Here is a 20,337-nt window from a genome sequence, read left to right as displayed (position 1 = left end):
TAACAATTAGAAAATAATTTAGTCTTGATCTTTTTATATTGTCTTATTTTGGTGCAGCAGTAGAGTTACGAATTTTCATAGTGGGATGATGAGTAATGGAATTGAAATTTTCACCTTTAATTAAGGCAATAATTCCTTGACCAGCTTCTTTGCCTATCTGGTGTGTTTCATATGTCATAGTGGTTAGACTGGGAGTGAAGTAATGGGCGGTATCGTAATCATCAAATCCGGTAACTGAAATATCTTCAGGCACTTGATAATTTGATTTTTTTAATTTAGCAACTATACGGATAGCTAATTGATCATGATAACAAACAATCGCAGTGGGTTTTTGCGAATTATTTAAATAAACATCGATTTTATGACTAATGGTTTCAAAATGATCATGGGAACTATACATAATGATATTACTATAAGAAATATCGATATTCTGCTCTTGATACGCTTTAATAAATCCTTGCATTCGATGAACTCCTTGTAAATCATCAACTTGAAATATTCCAAGAATTTTCTGGTGGCCTAAATCTAATAAATACTTAGTTAATTCTTTTTCTGATTCTTCATCGGTGTTTTGAATTACAGGGAAATCCAATCCCGGATAACAAGCGTTTAAAAATAATATTGGAATTTTATTATGTTTGATAATTCGATAAAGATCTAAATTGGGATTAGGACGAGCGCTTTCGCTAGGTTCAACTATTAGTCCTGCTACCTGAGAATCAAGCATATTGATTAAACGTGCCCGTTCTTTTTGAGGATTATTGTGGGTATTTGTGACTAATAGAGAATATCCTAATGGTGCAATAATAGAATCAATATGAGAAATGATTTTTGGAAAAATATAATCAGCTATATGAGTACAAATTAAGCCGATAGTTTTACTGTTAGAGTTGTATATCCATTTTTTATTCCAGTCTTGAACGAACATACCACTGCCTTGAATACGATAAATAAGTTTTTCATCTTCTAACTTTTCCAAAGCCTTTCTAATTGCATACCTGGATACGCCAAATTTTTTAATTAGTTGTGCTTCCGTGGGCAATTTTTTATTAGCTGCTAATTTACCATTGGTGATTAATTGTTTGAGAGTAGCTCTGACAGTTAAATAATCATTTTTCATGAGAAAACCTCGCCGATTGATTCGAATTAATTTACTTATTTAGCTTAATTATAGCATGATTTATGTTATCAATTAGATATTTTTTTAATTATAAAAAACAAATATTTATTTTATTTTGGAAAATTCTTGATATATCAAATAATATATTTAAATATATTAATTCGAATCAATTTTTTTGATATTGATTTATCTAAATCTATTAGCTACAATGTATTTGTTGATTGAAAACGCTATTTTAATTAATTAATTAATAATGAAGGAGGATAAATTTTGGCTTCAGAAGAGAAAAAGATACCGAGTGGTTTTATATATTTTTTTGGATCCTTTGGTGGCATCTTATTTGGATATGATATTGGGGTTATGACAGGTGCTTTGCCATTTTTGAAACATGATTGGAATTTAACTAATGCAACAATTATTGGTGCTATTACTTCAGCGGTTATGTTTGGTGCTATTTTTGGAGGCGCTTTAGCTGGACAATTATCAGACAAGTTTGGCCGTCGAAAAATGATTCTAGTTTCCTCTTTGATTTTTGCTGTGGGTTCAATTCTTTCAATGATTTCCCCCCATAACGGACAATATTATCTAATTGGTGTTAGAATTTTGTTAGGATTAGCAGTTGGTGCTGCTTCAGCGTTAGTTCCGGCTTATATGTCAGAAATGGCACCTACAAGGATGCGTGGACGATTATCAGGACTAAATCAAACAATGATTTGTTCGGGAATGCTTTTATCCTATATTATGGACTATGTTTTAAAAGGATTGCCAGAAGCTTGGGCTTGGCGCTTAATGTTAGGATTAGCAGCAGTTCCAGCAGTAATTTTATATTTTGGCGTAGTAAAATTGCCAGAATCACCAAGATTTTTGATTAAGAATAATCAATTGCCAGAAGCACGTAAAGTATTATCTTATATTCGTGATAGTGAAGCTGAGATTAATTCTGAAATTAAGGATATCCAAAATGCTTCAGCACAAGAAGAACAGGCTGATCAAAGTGCTACTTGGTCTACATTATTTAGTGGTAAGTATCGTTATTTAGTAATTGCTGGGGTCGGGGTAGCAGCTTTTCAACAATTCCAAGGTGCAAACGCAATCTTTTACTACATACCATTGATTGTAGAAAAAGCTACTGGTAAAGCTGCCAGCTCAGCATTATTATGGCCGATTGTTCAAGGTGTCATTTTAGTAGCAGGTTCCTTGTTATTTATGTGGATTGCAGATAAGTTTAACCGTAAAACTTTACTGACAATTGGTGGCAGTGTGATGGCTTTGTCGTTCTTATTACCGGCAATTATTCATTTGGTAATGCCTCATACTAATCCATTTATGATTATTGTTTTCTTATGTATTTATGTTGCTTTTTATTCAGTTACCTGGGCTCCTTTAACTTGGGTATTAGTTGGAGAAATCTTTCCTTTAGCGATTAGAGGTAGAGCATCTGGTTTGGCTTCATCCTTTAATTGGATAGGTTCTTGGGCTGTTGGTTTGTTGTTCCCAATTATGACAGCTTCAATGCCCCAAGATGCAGTGTTCGCTATTTTTGGTGTTATTTGTATTCTAGGTGCTCTGTTTGTTCATTTCTTCGTACCTGAAACTAGAGGCCGCTCTTTGGAAGAAATTGAAGAAGCAGGTGTTAAAAAAGCTTAATTAATAATAAAGAGGTACTTATAAATGGATATTAAACAAATATCTCAATTAATAGAATCAGGACAAACAGCTTTAGGAATTGAATTAGGTTCTACACAAATAAAAGCTGTTTTAATTACTAATGATACTCATCCCATTGCAGAAGGCAGTTTTGTCTGGGAAAACCGTTATGAAAACAACATTTGGACTTATTCTTTGGAAGATGTTTGGCAAGGGATTCAAGCCAGCTATCAACAATTAAGCGCTAATGTTCAAAGCCAATATCATGTTAACTTACAAAAGATTGGCGCCATCGGGGTTAGTGCTATGATGCATGGGTATTTGGCCTTTGATGATGCGGGGCAGCAGTTAGTTCCATTTAGGACTTGGCGTAACAACATTACACAAGATGCCGCTGATAAATTAACTCAATTGTTTGATTTTAATATACCGTTACGTTGGAGTATTGCACATTTATATCATGCAATTTTGCAAAAAGAACCCCACGTTTCCCAGATAGCATTTATAACTACTTTGGCTGGGTATGTACATTGGCAGTTGTCTGGTGAAAAAGTTATTGGTGTTGGCGATGCTTCTGGAATGTTTCCTATTGATGTAAATGATCAATTTAATCCTCATATGATTCAGCAATTTAATGAGTTACCAGAAGTGCAAAACTATTCCTGGCAGTTAGCTGATATTTTGCCGCAAATTAAATTAGCTGGACAGGTAGCGGGGCATTTAACTGCTTCGGGAGCTAAGTTGTTAGACCCTACGGGAGTACTTCAAAGTGGCAGTGTTATGGCCGCACCAGAAGGCGACGCGGGTACAGGAATGATTAGTACTAATAGTGTCCGTTTGAAAACTGGTAATATCTCTGTTGGTACATCAGCCTTTTCGATGGTTGTTTTGGATAAGCCTTTAAAACAAGTTCATCGTGATATTGATTTAGTTACGACACCCGATGGCTTGCCTGTAGCCATGGTGCACATTAACAATTGTTCTTCAGATATTAATGCATGGGCAAATCTGTTCCAAGAGTTTGCAGGCCGTTTAGGAATTAACTTATCAGCTAATAAGTTGTATGAAACCTTGTTTTTAGATGCAGCTAAAAGTGAACCGAATGCTGGTGGATTAATTAATTATAGTTATTTATCCGGTGAAAATATCACTGATATTAAGGCTGGTCGTCCATTATTTGTACGTACCCCCGAAAGTAAATTTACTTTAGCTAATTTTATGTTGGCGCAGCTTTATTCAGCCTTTGCACCATTAAAGATAGGGATGGATATTTTAACCAAAGAAGAGGGTATTCACCCCGGAGTAATGATTGCTCAAGGTGGACTTTTCAAAACGCCTGTAATGGCTCAACAAATTTTGGCTAACGCTTTAAATATTCCGATCGCAGTCATGAATAATGCTAGTGTCGGCGGGCCATGGGGTATGGCAGTTTTAGCACAATATACAGCTTCAGGAGCTCAAGAAAGTTTGCCGGATTATTTAGACACTAAAGTGTTTGCAAGTTCAGAAACCATGACTTTAAGTCCAGAGCCAGCAGGTGTTCATGGGTACGAAGAATATATTCAACGTTATCAAACTGCTTTGCCAATAGAAGCTCAAGCAGCTATTTTACAAGATAAATAATTTGATATTTTACAAGATAAATAATTTAAGGAGGTGAGACAGGTTGTTAGAACAGTTAAAACAAAAAGTATATGAAGCTAATATGCAATTACCTCAATTAGATTTAGTCACCTTTACTTGGGGCAATGTTTCCGGTATTGATCGGGAAAAAGGTTTATTTGTTATTAAGCCATCAGGTGTGGCTTATGAAGATTTAAAACCTGAAGATATGGTAGTTGTTAATCTGCAAGGAGAAGTAGTAGAAGGAGAGATGAATCCTTCCAGTGATACTCCAACACATACCGTGTTATACAATGCTTTTCCTAATATTGGTGGCATCGTGCATACGCACTCGCCTTGGGCAGTATCTTTTGCGGCAGCAGGGATAGATATTCCAGCCTTAAATACTACCCATGCCGATACGTTCTACACAGCTGTACCAGCAGCAAGAGCCTTAACCAAAGAGGAAATTGAAGCAGACTATGAAGGTAATACCGGTCAAGCCATTGTGGAAGCCTTCAAAGAACGTGGCTTAGACTACGAAGCTACACCAGCAGCATTAGTCAGCCAACACGGACCATTTGCCTGGGGAGATACAGCAGCCAAGGCGGTATATAATGCCAAGGTATTAGAAGTAGTAGCAGAAGAAGATTATCATTCTTTACAGTTAACTCGGCAAAACATTGAATTACCACAATATTTATTAGATAAACATTATTACCGTAAGCACGGCAAGAATGCTTACTACGGGCAAAACAATGCCCAATCCAAAAACCATGCACCACACAAATAAAAAAGGGAGTGTTTATTATGTTACAAGTACCTGATTATGAATTTTGGTTTGCTGCAGGAAGTCAACATCTTTACGGTGAAGAAACTTTAAAGAGCGTTGCTAAAGATGCTAAAGAAATGGTTGCTGGCTTAAATGCTAGTGGCAAACTGCCTTATAAGATTGTCTTTAAAGAAGTTTTGACAACTGCTGATGAAATTACTAAATTCATGAAAGATGCCAATTATAATGACAAAGTAGCTGGTGTTATTACATGGATGCATACTTTTTCACCAGCTAAAAACTGGATCCGCGGTACTAAGTTATTACAAAAACCGCTCTTACACTTTGCAACTCAATATTTAGATCATATTCCTTATGACACAATTGATTTTGATTACATGAACTTAAATCAAAGTGCTCATGGTGATCGTGAGTATGGTTATATCAACGCACGTTTACAAAAACATAATAAAGTTATTTATGGTCACTGGAATGACAGCTCAGTACAACAAGAAATTGCTGACTGGGAAGATGTTGCTGTTGCTTATGAAGAATCCTTCAATTTGAAAGTTGCACGTTTTGGTGACAATATGCGTAATGTTGCCGTTACCGAAGGTGACAAGATTCAAGCACAAATTCAAATGGGCTGGACAGTTGATTACTTTGGTGTTGGAGACTTAGTTGCAGAAATGAAACAAGTCAGTGATGCTGATGTTGAAAAAGAATACAACAAGTTGAAAGATGAATATGAATTTGTTGTTGGTGATAATGATTCTGCTAGCTTTGAACATGCTGTACGTTATCAATTAAAGCAATACATTGCTATGACACGTTTCTTTGAACGCGGTGGCTATAGTGCCTTTACTACTAACTTTGAAGATTTGTGGGGCTTAGAAGAATTACAAGGCTTGGCTGCCCAATTATTAATGCGTGATGGTTATGGCTTTGCTGGCGAAGGTGATTGGAAGACTGCAGCTTTGCTACGGGTCTTTAAGATTATGACACATAACAAACAAACTGCCTTTATGGAAGATTACACCTTAGACTTACGCTCTGGCCACGAAGCTATTTTAGGCTCACATATGCTTGAAGTTGACCCATCAATTGCCTCAACTAAGCCACGGGTTGAAGTTCATCCATTAGATATTGGTGGTAAAGATGATCCTGCTCGTTTGGTATTTACTGGTTCTGAAGGTGATGCAATTGATGTTACTATGGCTGACTTCAGAGATGGCTTTAAATTGATTAGTTATGAAGTAGATGCTCATAAACCTGAAAAAGAAACTCCACATTTACCTGTTGCTAAACAGATGTGGACACCAAAAGCAGGTTTGAAGAATGGTGCTACTCAATGGATCCAAAATGGTGGTGGACATCATACAGTATTTTCATTTGCAGCTAAAACTCAACAAGTTGAAGATTTAGCTACTTTATATGGTATTAAGTTAGTCAATATTAAATAACTTGCTAATATAAAAAGTCTTCCTGATATATAATATTGGGAAGACTTTTTAATATGGGGACCATATCTATGAAAAAAATTGATGGACATTTACATTTAGTACGTGCAGTTGCTGGGTTAAATGGTAAAGGACGTATGACACCCTTAGGCAACGGTCAAACCATTTGGGATGATGGTACTTTAATTAAACTTATTCCTGATGGCTGGGGTGATGATAATTTTTTGGCTGAGTCAGCTTTAAAAGTAATGGCAGATAATGGCATAGATAAAGCAGTTTTACTTCAGGGAAGTTTAAATGGATACCAAAATTATTATTCTTATCAAACCGTTAAGAAATATCCTGACAAATTTATTGCAGCTTTTTCAGTTGATCCCTTTGCTGATAATGCAATGCAGATCGTTAAACGTCATGTAGAAGACCTAGGTTTTCGTGCAATTAAGTTTGAAATTAGTCAAGGTGGTGGCTTGCATGGTTATCATCAGCCATTTAGACTAGACACAACACCAGAATTAGGGAAGATATTTCATTTTATTGCTGATTATCCAGGATTTGTAGTTACCGTTGATTATGGTGATTACACACAATTTAGTTATGAGCCTGAAGCTATTGCCAATTTAGCTCAGCGTTATCCAAAACTGGATTTTGTAGTTTGTCATTTATCATTTCCTAATGCTGATCACTTGGATCGATTAGAAAATGCTTTGCAGCAATGGCAGCCATTTGCTAATATTTATACTGAATTATCAGCAATTCAAGATATTGAAGGGGAAACAGAATTTCCATTTCCACGTTGTCAAAAAGATGTAACCTTGGCTAAAAAAGTTTTAGGTGCTAAACGAATTTTTTGGGGCACTGATTCACCGTGGTCATCAACTTTCAATTCTTATCACGATTTGTCAACTTGGTTAGAAGCTACTGACATCTTTACTGAATCTGAATTAGAAGATGTTATGTATAATAATGCTGAACGGATTTATTTTAAGCCGCAAAATGTTCAAGCAATGCGTGATAGTGAAGATGCTGTTTTTAAAAATAATTAAAAAGCAAGGAGTTAAAAGACATTCCGTCCTCAACTCCTTGCTTTTTTAGCGGTGTTAATTTTAGATTACTTATAAAGACGTGTATTAATGAATTCCATAAATGCCAGTGCAATTAATCCCACTCCTAGTAAACGGAAAAAAATCCGCAACATGTCAAAAGGATTAAAGACTAGTGCAATACCCAGGAGAATCAATAAGATGGAATATAAATAATCCAACCATGGAGTTACATTAATATATTTGCGATTAACACGTGCGTTAAAAAACTGGTTAACACCATTGATTAATAAGACAATACCTAAAATAACCGGTAAAAGTGGTAATAAAATGTGGGCAATCGGGAAAATTAAAATTGCCATAATAATTGAAATTACAGCCGTAGCATATGGTCCGGTATTATCACTGTGGGTTTTAGCTAATAACCAGCCATCATGTAAAGCAATCAATGCTAAACCTACTAAATAAGCAGCAATTAGATATAAGATGACATCCAGACTTTTGTCAGGATTAAGAATCATTACACTACCTGTGAGTACTAAAAAAAGAATCCGCAGCCAACGATACCAGTGAAATTGGCGTGAATATTGTTTCATAATTAGCCACCATCATTAAGATTTAAAGAACCCTTTAATCATAAGCCTGAATAATTGCTAAAGCAATTGAAATTTACTTTGGGAAAGGCGTGAGCGTTGGATTTTACCGCTGCCAGTACGCGGAAATTGCTTGATAAGTCTAAATTCTACCGGTACTTGATAATGGGCCAAGTGCTGGCGACCAAAACTTCTTAGTTCAGAAGCTGATAGGGATTGCTTACTAGTTAAATAGGCGATAGGAACAGCGCCAAATTGTGGGTCGGCTTTATGACTAACCACAATCTCATCAATACCTGGATATTGCGCGTAGACATTTTCAATTTCATTAGGATAAATATTTTCTCCCCCTGAAACAAACATCTCATCTAAACGTCCTTGCACATATAAAAAACCTTCGGCATCTAAATAACCTACATCGCCACTTCGATACCAGCCATCGGTTGTAAATTTTTGCTGGTATAAAGGCTGTTGGCGCCAATAACCTACAGCTAAAGTTGGCGATTTAATTTGAATTTCGCCGCTGTGGTGGGTGCCTGCAATGCGAATTTGATTGCTAAACAGGGCTTGTCCGCAAGAGCCGATTTTTCTCCGGGCATCTTGGGGCTTTAAAACGACCACGTTAGAACAAGTTTCGGTCATACCATAAGATTGAATGGTAGGGATATGTCGTTTTTGGCATATTTTTAGGGTCGGCAGATCAATTGGGCTTCCACCTAAAAACATAATTCGAAAATGATTATTATAGGCTTGAGCTGTTTGATTTTGGTCGAGTAGGCGTTTTAACATCGTGGGGACTACTGAAATAATAGTAACTGGTTCATGGATTAAAAGTTGATTAATGCGTTCGGGGAGAAATTTGGGCTCTAAATAAATCCTAATGCCATAAATTAAAGAACGTAAGAGAATCGAAAATCCAGATATATGAAAAATTGGCACTACACACAGCCAACTATCTGTGGCTGTGATTTGAAAATTGAGAAAAGTATTGATTGCGGAGTGCCAATGATTGCCATAAGTTTGAAGAACACCCTTGGGGCGCCCAGTAGTGCCTGAAGTATACATTAAACTGGCAACATCACTTAGCTCCATGGCAGCAGGTGAATATGGCCGAGCAGGAGATTGTTTAAGAATTTGATTAGTAATAAGCGGGATATTGTGAATCTTCATAATGACACTAGTTTCTAAAGCAGGATCTACCAGGCAGGCTTTTAATTGGGCATTATTAGCCTGATATTGTAATTCCTCTTGAGAAAGACGAGTATTTAAAAAGACTATAACTGCTCCCACTTGTTGGAGTGCTAAGATATTATAATAAGTGTCTAGGCTATTAAGGCCAAAAATTCCAATGTGCTGGTGAGCTTGAACGCCCCATCCTATTAGATGTTGCGCGCGTTGTTGCGCTTGTGCCAATACTTGAGCAAAAGTATAGCTTTGTCCTTGATAAGTTAAAGCAATTTTAGTAGGGGAAAGTTGCGCCCGTTTATTTAGCCAATTTTCCATATATTAGGACTCTTTTCTGCATAATTAAGGAAATTTTGGAAATTTATCAAAATCAGGTTTTCTTTTTTGCAGATAGGCATCGCGGCCTTCTTTAGCTTCTGGTGACTCGTAAAAGAGCATGGTTGAATCCCCAGCTATTTGCTGTAAGCCTGCTAGACCATCTGTATCAGCGTTCATAGCGGCTTTAATAAAGCGTAAAGCGGTCGGTGATTTTTGGAGGATTTCATGGCACCAAGCCAAAGTTTCTTTTTCTACATCTGCGAGAGGAACAACTTTATTCACCCAACCCATTTGATAAGCTTCTTGAGCAGTGTAAGGATGACATAAAAACCACACTTCTTTAGCTCGTTTATGACCAATAACGCGTGCTAGATAAGCAGAGCCATAACCGGCATCAAAGCTGCCGACTTTCGGGCCCGTCTGCATAAATTTGGCATTATCAGCAGCAATAGTTAAGTCACATACGAGCTGTAAAATATTACCGCCACCTACAGACCAGCCGCGCACCATTGCGATTACAGGTTTAGGAATAATGCGGATTAAATGCTGCAAATCCAAAACATTTAAGCGGGCAATATGGTCTTTACCGACATAACCGCCGTCGCCGCGTACGTTTTGATCACCACCAGAGCAAAAAGCTAAATCGCCTTGACCGGTTAAAATAATGACGCCAATGCTGCTGTCATCGCGACAATAATTAAATGCTTCAATCATTTCTTGAATAGTATCAGGAGTAAAAGCATTGCGTACCTGAGGGCGATTGATTGTAATTTTAGCAATATGATTTTGACGTTCAAATAAAATTTCACTATAAGTTTTAATAGTTTGCCATTGTGCCATAATAATTCTCCTTTTGAGGTAATAATATGAATTTAATAGATTATCTAAATATTAAAACAATTATCCAAACTCCGCAAAAAGTAGTCTTGCAGATTCCAGTTTCTGACCACATATTACAGCCTTATGGCCTAGTTCATGGTGGTATTAATGCCGTTTTAGCTGAAACAGCTGCCAGTATGGGAGCTAATTTAAACATTGCTGCCACTCAGGTAGCTATTGGGACTAATATCAATACTACCCATTTGCGGCCTGTAAAAACCGGTCTATTAAAAGTGCAGGCTACCCCGATTAAATTAGGACATACACTGCAGGTGTGGCAAGCTGTAACTTATCAGACCCAGCTGAATTATCCCACTAGTTATAGTAACATTACTTTAATGATTCAAAACAGCAAATGACTTTTTGATTTGTCAGCTCTAATATTTCACAAAGTTATATTTAAAGAAGTATTTATTGTCGATATTATCTAGATATTACTTTCTACTTTAGTTTGTGATTTTTTCGTGGTAAAGTAATAGTGATAATTAAGATTACGAGGCGGGGATGAGAATTTTATGACAAAAATTAATGCAGCAGATAAAATGGTTCAAGTAATGGAAGCTTGGGGCATTGATAATGTATACGGTTTGCCCGGGGATTCGGTTGATACAACAATTGAAGCTTTATATCGTGAACGTCAAAAAATTAAATTTACGCAAGTGCGTCATGAAGAGGTGGCAGCCTTAGCTGCGGCTGCTCATAGTAAATTGACTGGGCGGGTGAGCGTTTGCTTATCTATTGGCGGACCAGGAGCGATCCACTTACTTAATGGTTTGTATGATGCCAAAATGGATCACGCGCCTGTGGTTGCAATTTTGGGACAAGTACAATCACATTTATTGAATAGCGGTTTCTTCCAAGAAGTTAATACGCCAACTTTATTTGAAGATGTTGCAGTATATAATAAATTAGTCACTAATCCAGCTACTTTACCGAATGTGATGGATGAGGCAATTCGGATGGCCTATACTTATCAAGGAGTATCGGTATTAACAATTCCCGATGATATTCCTGACCATAAAATTGCTGATACTTTTGTATCTACAGCTGGTCAATTTCAACTAGAACAGCCTCAAGCTCAAATTAAGGATGTTGATCAAGCTTTAGCAATGATTAAAAAAGCTAAAAATCCGGTAGTGTTACTGGGTAAGGGTGCTGAAGATGCGAAAGCAGAGGCAAAAGAGTTTGTTGAGCGCTACTCACTGCCCTTTATTCAAACTATGCCTGCTAAGGGGACAATCGCAGATGACCATCCTAATGCTTTGGGACAGATTGGTAAATTAGGTACAAAACCAGCTTATGAAGCGATGTTTAATGCTGATTTATTAATCTTAATTGGCACAGATTATCCTTATGCTCCATATATCAATCATAAAATTCCAGCAATTCAAATTGATGCGAATGCTAGTCATATTGGTCATCGCCATAATATTGATTTGGCGATTGTTGCTGATTCTAAATCAGCTTTAACCTTGTTAAATGCTCGTGGTGAAGTGATAACCCAGCGGCCATTTTTAGAAGCCTGCCAACAAAACATGCGGATTTGGCGTTCATGGATGAGTGATGTCCAGACTAAGCAACACACGGGCGTATTGCCTTCTAAGCTATTTTCTACAATGAGTGCTATGGCGCCGGAAGATGTTGTGTGGTCGATTGACGTAGGAACGGCAACTTCTTTTGGAGCCCGCTTTATTGATGCGCAGCCTACACAAAAATATACTATTTCAGCTTGGCTTGGTACCATGGGTTGTGCTCTACCAGGAGCCATTGCTGCCAAGAGAGCTTGGCCTAATCGCACAGTTTATGCAATCTGTGGTGATGGTGCTTTTGCAATGGTAATGCAGGATTTTGTTACAGCCGTTAAGTATGATTTGCCGATGGTATTAGTTGTTTTAAATAATCAAATGTTGGCCTTTATTGAGTATGAACAGCAATCTGCTGGCCAGCAAAATTATGGTATTGATTTGGCGGATATTGATTATGCCAAATTTGCCGAAGCCTGTGGTGGAATTGGCGTTAATGTTACAACGGATGCAGAATTTAAAGCTGCTATGGAACAATATCAAAATCCTACAAAACCAGTTTTAATTAATGCTGCAGTGTATGATGAAGCACCTCTGCCAGGCAAAATTGTCATGGATGAAGCTAAGGGCTACATGAAATTTGGTTTTGAATACTTCAAAGATAAGTTTCAAATTCCAAAGATGCCGCCATTAAAAGAAATCATGCGGCAATTCTTGTAAAATCTTATAAAGAAGTGGAGATAAATATTGTCCCTGCTTCTTTTTGTCTGGAATAAAAACACCCCCAAATCATTGGCTACTGAATAATGATTTGGGGGTGTTATTTTGATAAATCACTTTATCTTTCCGGTTCGTGAATTTGAGCCTTTTGCTCAAGATACCAATTTTCCCAAGCTTGGGGGGTATCCAGTTGCTCCATATTTAAGTGGGCGTTGGCAATTAAATCTTCTAATAAGAGATTAATAATAGATGTGTGCTTTTTCATGAGGACAGGAATAATATCCTTCATCCGAAAATTACGATCATGCAAAATAAAGACGTTTAGTTCTGTTACATGATGATCGACATCGTATTGTGATAAAATTTCCAAGTCATTATCACGTAAATGCCGCACATAAAAAGCTAAAAAAGCAGCTACTGCTTTTTCACTATAAATTGTATCAGACAATTCTACTCCTTCTTTCTATCAGACGTACTATTTAATCATTGCATGATTGCGGCCAATTGTAAATCACTTTACTAAAATTTTTTGTAGTTGAGAGTGGTTCGCCATTATTAATAAAACTACTAACATTATAGCAGCAAGGGCTATTTGCAATTGATAAGTACCTTGAAGAATGTTGTGATTAAAAATAGGAACTACTTTATTAAAAATCAAAGCAGAGCTGGAAAAGCCTAGGCTGGTAATGGCCGAAAAACCACCCATAACCAGTGGGTAACGCTTGGCTGTAGACAGATTAGAAAGTATATAAGGAATTGTTGTCAGCATAGTAGCACTAGATGCACCAATAATAAAGGTTGCAAGACCAATACTCCAGCTAGTATGCCAAACTAATAATAATATTCCACCAATCAAAGTGAAACCATAGCAGGCAGCTAAGAGGTACTGTTTAAAAAATCTTCGTATCCATTTTAAGGTTAAACCAACCACGATGGCTGCTCCACCGTCAAGCATCATAATTTTTCCTGACAAAACAGGAGTGCCTAGATGAAAATGTTGAATATAGATTGCATTTTTGTTATATAAAACTGCTTCTAAAAAGACCATCATACTGGCGGTGAGCATATAAGCGCCAATGGAAATAATAGTTTTTCGTGACATAATTTGAGGACTGGTTGGCATGTCAGCTGTTGTTTCTTGTCCAGGATGGCGGTTAGGTAAAGTGAAAGCTACAATAATTAAACTAATTAAGGCTAAGAAGAATAAGTAATAATTATGCAGCCAATATTGGCTGGCTAAAAGCCCCCCGGCAAATAATAACACCATCGATGAGCCATTTTCTAAAGCTACTACTCGTCCTAGCATATTCGCTAAAGCTTCACCGTGATAGATATAAGACTGTAAACTAGGTAAAATCGTGGTAATTCCGCCGGCCCCAAGACCCGCAACGAATCCAGCTATTAAAAGGTTATTAATGGAATGGTGCCAGATTAACGGTGATAAGCCGCCCAGAGCTAAAATTGTGACACTGATAATACCTAGGCGCTTAAAATTCCAATAATCTAGCAGTTTACCAAAAATTAATGCCGAAATAACCGCTGCTAAATCACCGATAGTTGCTACAGATTCTACTTGAGTGGCACTTGCTTGGGGAAAGGCTTTGCCAATTACAGCAAGAGCTGGGGAGGTAGAAACTATTAATCGTGAGACTACTGCTAGAGCGATAATTCCTATTAAAATTTTATTTTTAGACTTTGAAGATGACATATGACACTTCCTTATAATTTACTAAAATTGCTCTTGCCGGCATTTTTGACTACAATGAAGATAGTCTGTTAAGGAGGCTAAAAACATGAATTTTGATCAAATTAATCAACGGCATAATACTTATAGTATCAAGTGGGATGGAGCCAAGGCAGTGTATCATAATCCCGAAGTTATTCCCATGTGGATTGCTGATATGGACTTTCAATCTCCACAGCCAGTGATTACCGCTATAAAAAACCAAGCTGCTCAAGGTATTTATGGCTATTCAACTGAACCAAATATGACTTCTATTCCCCAAATCATTGCGACATGGCTTCAGCAGCAAAATGATTGGGAGATTGATCCTGACAATTTAGGCTATAGTGCGGGCGTAGTGAATGGTTTAGGGCTGGCAATTCGAGCTTTAACTAAGGAAAACGACGCCATTATCACACAAACTCCTTTATATGGCCATTTTAAATTAGCCGTGGAAAATAGTAAGCGCCGTCTTATTAGTAATCCTTTATTATATCAAAATGGAAAATATAGTCTGGATTTTCAGCTTTTAGAGCAGCAAATTGTTGAGCAACACGTGAAAATGGCGATTTTATGTAATCCCCATAATCCCACTGGGCGGGTCTGGACAGCTGCTGAATTAAAGCAGTTCGCTCAAATTTGTCAGCAACATCAGGTAATTATCCTATCAGATGATATTCACAGTGATCTCACTTTACCAGGCTATAATTATCAGCCCTTAGCCAAGATTTATCCAGAATATCAAGATCAAATCATTACTTTTAAATCACCTTCTAAGACATTTAATTTAGCGGGTTTGCAATTTGCTTATTATTATACAACTAATCCCAATTATCGAAAGCAAATGCAATCGACAGCGGCCTATTCTTCTAATCCTGATTTGCCAACTATCTTTGCCTTACCAGCTTTAGCAGCAGCCTATCAAAATCAAGAGTCACATGCTTGGCTAATGGATTTACGAAAATATTTAGCTTCTAATCTGGAGTGGTTAACACAACAAATTGAAAGTCAAACTGCTGCTCATGTAATTCGTAGTGAAGCAACTTACTTAGCTTGGATTGATGTGAGCTATCTTAAGTGCAGTGAAGAAAAATTGCTGCAGGCTTTAGATGCTGGCGGTGTGGGTGTGCAAACTAACCAAGAATTTGGTTTAGATGATAAGGCAGGCTTATTTATTCGTTTGAATTTTGCTACTGCTCGTCTGACTTTGGAAAAGGGTATTGCACGCTTAGTTAAAGCTTTGCAGCAATTAGAAGTTGAATGATTAACCATAATTTCAGAATTTAAAACGTTGTGATTTTAGATATTTAAGGAGTTGGGACACAATTGGTTCCAGCTCCTTAATTTTTACTTATACTTATATAAGTATAGTATTTAGATTTAAAAAATTGGTTATTATAGCACTAAAATCCAATTAATTTTTTATTCGAATTAATTTTTTAAAGGATTTTTTGGTACAATAGATGGTATGAGGAGGCTTTATTATGGCAATAACAAAAAAACAATTAGCACAGACTGAACAAGGCAATATTGAACTGTTTAGCATTACTAACCAGCACCAAACGAAAATTGAGCTCTTGAGTTATGGTGCTACCTGGCAAAATTGGGAGATTCAAGAAGCTAATCAGGCTCATTCTTTAATTACTCATTATCCTAATTGGACTGATTATCAAGAACCTGCTTTTAATCCGGGTAAAACTGTAGCACCAGTCGCTGGCCGTATTACTAAAGCCCATTTTCAATTAAATGGTCAGGACTATCAAATGCCTGCTAATGAGAATGATAACTTGTTGCATAGTGGCAAAGCAGGTTTACAGCATCAAAATTTCCAGGGAAAAGAAGTAGACGAGCAAACAGTAGAATTTTCCTATACTTTAAGTGCTGAAAAAAATGTTTTTCCAGGCAGTTTACAACTAAGAGTGCGTTATCAATTAACAGATGATGATCGTGTGAACATTACTTATTATGGCACTAGCAGTCAAACTACTCTATTTAATCCGACTTGCCATGTGTACTTTAATTTGGACCAAGCAACCAGTATTAATGAACAAACTTTACAAATTAATGCTGATCAATACTTAGAATTAACAGATCAAAAAGTGCCGACTGGCAAATTATTAGCTGTAGATGCGGCTACTGACTTTCGTCAGCCTAAAACAATAGCTCAAGGATTAGAAACATTGCACCAGCAAACTGGTAAAACAGAATTTGACCATGTTTACTATACACCCACGGATTTGGTAGCTACGGTTCAAACTTCTAAGTATGCTGTCGATCTATATTCTGATCGGGATGCTTTAGTAGTCTATACCGGCAGTCCAGAAGCGCCCCAGGATCATACTTGGCATGATTATACAGGCTTAGCTTTAGAAATGCAGAGCTTGCCAGATGCAATTAATCATGCTGGTTTTGGCGATATTATCCTGCCCGCCAATAAGACCTGTCAATATATGAGCAGTTACCAGTATCGGTCATTAAAGTAGTAATTTAAACAAATCTAAAAACAAACTTTTGATTTTTAAAAGTTAATAAAAGGGATTGGGACAATAATATTTGTCTCAACCCCTTTTTAGATATATGTTAGAAAGCAAACTTTTAGGCTTTGGTTGTAGAGTCGTTTTTAGTTTGACAGAGGTCACAAATACCCCAAATTTCTACATGATAGTTGTTAATTTGATAATTGCGCAACTGTTCATGGGTTTTAGAAAAATCAGGTAATGGAATTTCGAGAGCACGACCACATTGCTGACAAATGAAATGGCTATGCTCTTGTTTATGAAAATCACATTGGAATTTCACACGTAAACCATTTTGAAACATTTTAGTTTCTAAAACGCCAATTTGCTGCATTTCTTTGACATTACGATAAATTGTATCATGACTCATCTTAGGAAAAAATGTCCGCATGTGCTGGTCTAATTGGGTTAAAGTAATATAAAAATCTTCATGACTAGCGAGATATTCTAAAAGGTAATGGCGTTGTTTAGTAAGTTTATAATTATTTTGCTGTAAAAGCTGTAAAGCCAGGTGCAGATTAGACATGAAAATTCCTCCATATATTTTCATAGACAGCGACTTGAACCTATGCTAAAATGCAAAGCGTAATGATTACTATTTAGATTGTAAAAGGTGATAGGAGAAAAGTCAATTGGTGAAGCTATTGCAACGAATAATGTTAATTATAGGTCTGCTGGGAATAATGATAATCAGCAGTGGCTGTCATCAGGGCACTCAAGCCCCCAAAACTTCATGCCCTATTAAAATTGTTGCTTCAACACCTACTTATGGTCAACTGGCACAAGCTGTTGTAGGAAAGTATGGCCAAGTTACGACTATTATGTCTAACCCGAATATTGATCCACATGACTTTGATCCGACAGTCCGCGACGCTGAAGAGACTAGCAAATCCCAGATTGCACTGTACAATGGTCTGGGCTATGATTCCTGGATGCAGCGGCTATTAGTGAATAATGAGCAGGTAACTTCAATAAACTTGGGCAAGCTAATGCATAAAAAAATGGGTTCTAATCCGCATTTATGGTATCATCCGGATGCTTTGCCTACTGGGGCAGTACATTTAGCAACTATATTAAGCCAAAAAGACCCGGCTCATCGGCATTATTATCAGCAACAAGCACAAAAATATATTCAAACCTTACAGCCTTTACAAAAGCAAATCCAACAGATTAAATCAACACGGCGCCAACATCAAGTTGCTGTGAGTGAACCAGTTTTTGACTATTCACTGCAACAAATGGGCTATCAGGTTGCCAATCCACATTTTGCTAAGGCTATTGAAGAAGGGGCAGATCCTTCGCCGCAAGATATTCAACAAGTCCAGCAGCTCATTAAAAATCGCCAAATTGCCTTTTTTGTGGATAATCAACAGGCAACTAATCCTGTCGTGGCTAACTTAGTGGCACAGGCGCGTAAACAGCGGATACCAGTCATCAAGGTAACTGAAACTCAACCCCGTCATTTGTCTTATAGTCAGTGGATGCAGCAGCAATATCAAAAAATTCTAAAAATTGAGGCACAAAAATGAGTACAAAAGTTTTAATTGAGGCACAAAACTTATTGGTTCAATTTAACCAGCAAGTGATTTTTCGAGACTTGAGTTTTACAATTGATACTGGTGATTTTTTTTGTATTGTAGGCCCCAATGGTTCTGGTAAAACCACTTTATTACGCGTGATTTTAGATGAATTAACACCTACAGCTGGTAAAATCCAGCGTTATTTAACTAATGACCAAATTGGCTATATTCCACAGTTTCGAAATATTGAGACTGACTTTCCCTTATCTGCTCAGGCTTTTGTAGAATTAAAATTACAGCAACGATTTTGGCCGTGGCTAAGTTATGGCGAAAGACAACAAGTCCACCAGGCTTTAGGAGCTGCACATTTGATTGCTAAAAAAAATTTGCGTCTAGGACAAATGTCTGGTGGCGAAAAACAACGAGCATATTTAGCGCAAGCCATTGTCAATCAACCACAATTGTTAATTTTAGACGAACCTACAGCCAGTTTAGATGTAGCTGCTAAATATGAAGTTATGAATGTGGTGCAGTCTCTTAATCGGCAGGGAACGACAGTAATATTTATTACTCATGACCCGCAATTATTAGAGAAATATGGAACTAAGACCCTTCAATTAGGAGATAAAGATAAGAATGCTACAATATGAATTTATGCAAAATGCAGCCATTGTAGCCACAGTGATTTCTATTTTATGTGGTGTTATTGGCGTTTTTATTACAGCCCGTCATTTATCATTTTTAACACATACAATGTCGGAAATTGGTTTTTCAGGAGCTAGTTTTGGTCTGTGGATGGGATGGACACCCTTAAATGGGATGCTATTATTCACAGTGTTAAGCGCTTTGGCTGCTGGCACAGTCAATAAGAATCGCCCTTTAAAAAGTACAGCTATTAGTTTAATTTCGGCTTTTTTTATGGGATTAGGTGTGTTATTTTTATCGATTTCGCAAGCCAGTTCTTCTTATGCTACTAATATCTTATTTGGCAGTATTGTCGGTATTAGCCGGGCTGATGTTGTACAAATTAGTGTCATTGCTGTCCTTGAATTGACAGTAATTTTACTTATTTATCGACCGTTAAAATTTGATTTTTTTGATCCTCTAGGAGCCCAAAGTGGAATTCGTTTTAGCGGGAGTATCAACTTGGTTTTTTTAATCATGATGTCTTTAAGTGTCAGTATGGTTTCTCAAATTGTCGGGGCATTATTGGTCTTTGCCTTGCTCACTTTACCGGCTGCCGCGGCGCAATTTTGGGGTAAAACTGTTCATGCTCTTATTGGCTGGAGTATTTTATTTGCTTTACTGGGAACTTGGCTGGGTTTGGCATTGGGTTATTGGACGAATTTACCAGTGACATTTTTTATTACTACTATTGAAAGTATAATTTACTTAATTGCTTGGGGCAGCAGCAAATTAAAACAAGCCCTCTAGTTATTTGCGCTGATAGTTTTCAAGGACTAATTGGTCTGGGACTTAGGCAGGTGTAGTTTTTGGTAATGTTATCCGCTTTAGTTTCCGCAAGAAAATTATGCAATTTTATTTAAAATTTTCATTATATAATTAATTCAAGTTAGGTTAGAAGCTCGGTCCAATTATGGCCTGAGCTTTTTTCATTATTATAGCGACTTGTTAAAAACTCTAATAAGGCCCTATTTACAATGGTTAAGTTACTACAAAATCCTTGACTTAGAGCTTACTGGAAGGAGTAATTTTGAT

19 protein-coding genes are annotated in these 20,337 nt (G+C 37.0%); 12 read left to right on the top strand and 7 right to left on the bottom strand.

Annotation, left to right across the window (positions count from 1 at the left end; genetic code table 11):
• Nucleotides 1–43: 43 nt before the first annotated feature.
• On the bottom strand, nt 44–1,120 hold the full coding sequence (locus tag EQ827_RS01715) for a GntR family transcriptional regulator (protein WP_181189246.1): 1,077 nt from the start codon (nt 1,118–1,120) through the stop codon (nt 44–46).
• A gap of 270 nt (nt 1,121–1,390) precedes the next feature.
• Between EQ827_RS01715 and EQ827_RS01710 the strand changes: the two genes are divergently transcribed.
• From EQ827_RS01710 to EQ827_RS01690, 5 genes are all read left to right on the top strand, one after another.
• Complete coding sequence (locus EQ827_RS01710) at nt 1,391–2,767, top strand: sugar porter family MFS transporter (RefSeq protein ID WP_181189245.1); 1,377 nt, start codon at nt 1,391–1,393, stop codon at nt 2,765–2,767.
• A gap of 24 nt (nt 2,768–2,791) precedes the next feature.
• A complete protein-coding gene (locus tag EQ827_RS01705; protein WP_181189244.1) occupies nt 2,792–4,390 on the top strand; it encodes a xylulokinase in 1,599 nt (532 codons plus the stop codon).
• Nucleotides 4,391–4,433: 43 nt separating this feature from the next.
• Nucleotides 4,434–5,162 carry an L-ribulose-5-phosphate 4-epimerase gene (locus tag EQ827_RS01700; protein WP_181189243.1) on the top strand — a complete coding sequence of 243 codons (729 nt, stop codon included), beginning with the start codon at nt 4,434–4,436 and terminating at the stop codon, nt 5,160–5,162.
• Nucleotides 5,163–5,179: 17 nt separating this feature from the next.
• Nucleotides 5,180–6,604, top strand: a complete 1,425-nt coding sequence (araA, locus tag EQ827_RS01695) for an L-arabinose isomerase (RefSeq protein WP_181189242.1) — start codon at nt 5,180–5,182, stop codon at nt 6,602–6,604.
• Nucleotides 6,605–6,672: 68 nt separating this feature from the next.
• The gene (locus EQ827_RS01690; protein WP_181189241.1) at nt 6,673–7,644 is read left to right on the top strand and encodes an amidohydrolase family protein; all 972 of its coding nucleotides are present in this window, start codon (nt 6,673–6,675) and stop codon (nt 7,642–7,644) included.
• A 65-nt stretch (nt 7,645–7,709) separates the two neighbouring features.
• Here EQ827_RS01690 and EQ827_RS01685 read toward each other — a convergent pair whose 3' ends face one another.
• From EQ827_RS01685 to menB, 3 genes are read right to left on the bottom strand one after another with little or no spacing between them, the layout of a single operon-like run.
• Nucleotides 7,710–8,237, bottom strand: a complete 528-nt coding sequence (locus tag EQ827_RS01685) for a DUF308 domain-containing protein (protein WP_181189240.1) — start codon at nt 8,235–8,237, stop codon at nt 7,710–7,712.
• A 57-nt stretch (nt 8,238–8,294) separates the two neighbouring features.
• Nucleotides 8,295–9,737, bottom strand: a complete 1,443-nt coding sequence (locus EQ827_RS01680) for an o-succinylbenzoate--CoA ligase (RefSeq protein ID WP_181189239.1) — start codon at nt 9,735–9,737, stop codon at nt 8,295–8,297.
• Nucleotides 9,738–9,761: 24 nt separating this feature from the next.
• The gene (gene menB / locus EQ827_RS01675) at nt 9,762–10,577 is read right to left on the bottom strand and encodes a 1,4-dihydroxy-2-naphthoyl-CoA synthase (RefSeq protein ID WP_219912609.1); all 816 of its coding nucleotides are present in this window, start codon (nt 10,575–10,577) and stop codon (nt 9,762–9,764) included.
• 26 nt (nt 10,578–10,603) lie between these two features.
• Here menB and EQ827_RS01670 point away from each other — a divergent pair, with 26 nt between their 5' ends.
• Together EQ827_RS01670 and EQ827_RS01665 are read left to right on the top strand one after the other, a co-directional pair.
• Nucleotides 10,604–10,975, top strand: a complete 372-nt coding sequence (locus EQ827_RS01670) for a PaaI family thioesterase (RefSeq protein WP_181189238.1) — start codon at nt 10,604–10,606, stop codon at nt 10,973–10,975.
• Nucleotides 10,976–11,131: 156 nt separating this feature from the next.
• Entirely contained in the window at nt 11,132–12,859 is a 1,728-nt protein-coding gene (locus EQ827_RS01665) for a pyruvate oxidase (protein WP_181189237.1), read from the top strand.
• A 118-nt stretch (nt 12,860–12,977) separates the two neighbouring features.
• Here EQ827_RS01665 and EQ827_RS01660 read toward each other — a convergent pair whose 3' ends face one another.
• A complete protein-coding gene (locus EQ827_RS01660; RefSeq protein WP_181189236.1) occupies nt 12,978–13,307 on the bottom strand; it encodes a hypothetical protein in 330 nt (109 codons plus the stop codon).
• Nucleotides 13,308–13,370: 63 nt separating this feature from the next.
• Nucleotides 13,371–14,567, bottom strand: a complete 1,197-nt coding sequence (locus tag EQ827_RS01655; RefSeq protein WP_181189235.1) for an MFS transporter — start codon at nt 14,565–14,567, stop codon at nt 13,371–13,373.
• Between the two features lie 85 nt (nt 14,568–14,652).
• Here EQ827_RS01655 and EQ827_RS01650 point away from each other — a divergent pair, with 85 nt between their 5' ends.
• A complete protein-coding gene (locus EQ827_RS01650; RefSeq protein ID WP_181189234.1) occupies nt 14,653–15,846 on the top strand; it encodes a MalY/PatB family protein in 1,194 nt (397 codons plus the stop codon).
• A gap of 220 nt (nt 15,847–16,066) precedes the next feature.
• Nucleotides 16,067–17,065 (top strand): aldose epimerase family protein, encoded by a 999-nt coding sequence (locus EQ827_RS01645; protein ID WP_181189233.1) that lies wholly within the window; start codon nt 16,067–16,069, stop codon nt 17,063–17,065.
• Between the two features lie 112 nt (nt 17,066–17,177).
• On the opposite strand, the gene EQ827_RS01640 is transcribed toward EQ827_RS01645, so the two are convergent.
• Entirely contained in the window at nt 17,178–17,624 is a 447-nt protein-coding gene (locus tag EQ827_RS01640) for a Fur family transcriptional regulator (protein ID WP_181189232.1), read from the bottom strand.
• A 109-nt stretch (nt 17,625–17,733) separates the two neighbouring features.
• Between EQ827_RS01640 and EQ827_RS01635 the strand changes: the two genes are divergently transcribed.
• The 3 genes from EQ827_RS01635 to EQ827_RS01625 are packed head-to-tail and all read left to right on the top strand — an operon-like array spanning nt 17,734 to nt 20,052.
• Entirely contained in the window at nt 17,734–18,627 is an 894-nt protein-coding gene (locus tag EQ827_RS01635; protein ID WP_309109320.1) for a metal ABC transporter solute-binding protein, Zn/Mn family, read from the top strand.
• Nucleotides 18,624–19,268: a metal ABC transporter ATP-binding protein gene (locus EQ827_RS01630; RefSeq protein WP_181189231.1), complete on the top strand. Its 645-nt coding sequence runs from the start codon at nt 18,624–18,626 to the stop codon at nt 19,266–19,268. Before EQ827_RS01635 ends, EQ827_RS01630 begins: the two co-directional genes overlap by 4 nt.
• Nucleotides 19,255–20,052, top strand: a complete 798-nt coding sequence (locus EQ827_RS01625) for a metal ABC transporter permease (protein ID WP_181189230.1) — start codon at nt 19,255–19,257, stop codon at nt 20,050–20,052. Before EQ827_RS01630 ends, EQ827_RS01625 begins: the two co-directional genes overlap by 14 nt.
• Nucleotides 20,053–20,337 lie beyond the last annotated feature (285 nt).

Source organism: Bombilactobacillus bombi, from assembly GCF_013607485.1.
GTDB classification, from domain to species: Bacteria; Bacillota; Bacilli; order Lactobacillales; family Lactobacillaceae; genus Bombilactobacillus; species Bombilactobacillus bombi_A.
This window is presented reverse-complemented; position numbering and strand designations above follow the sequence as displayed.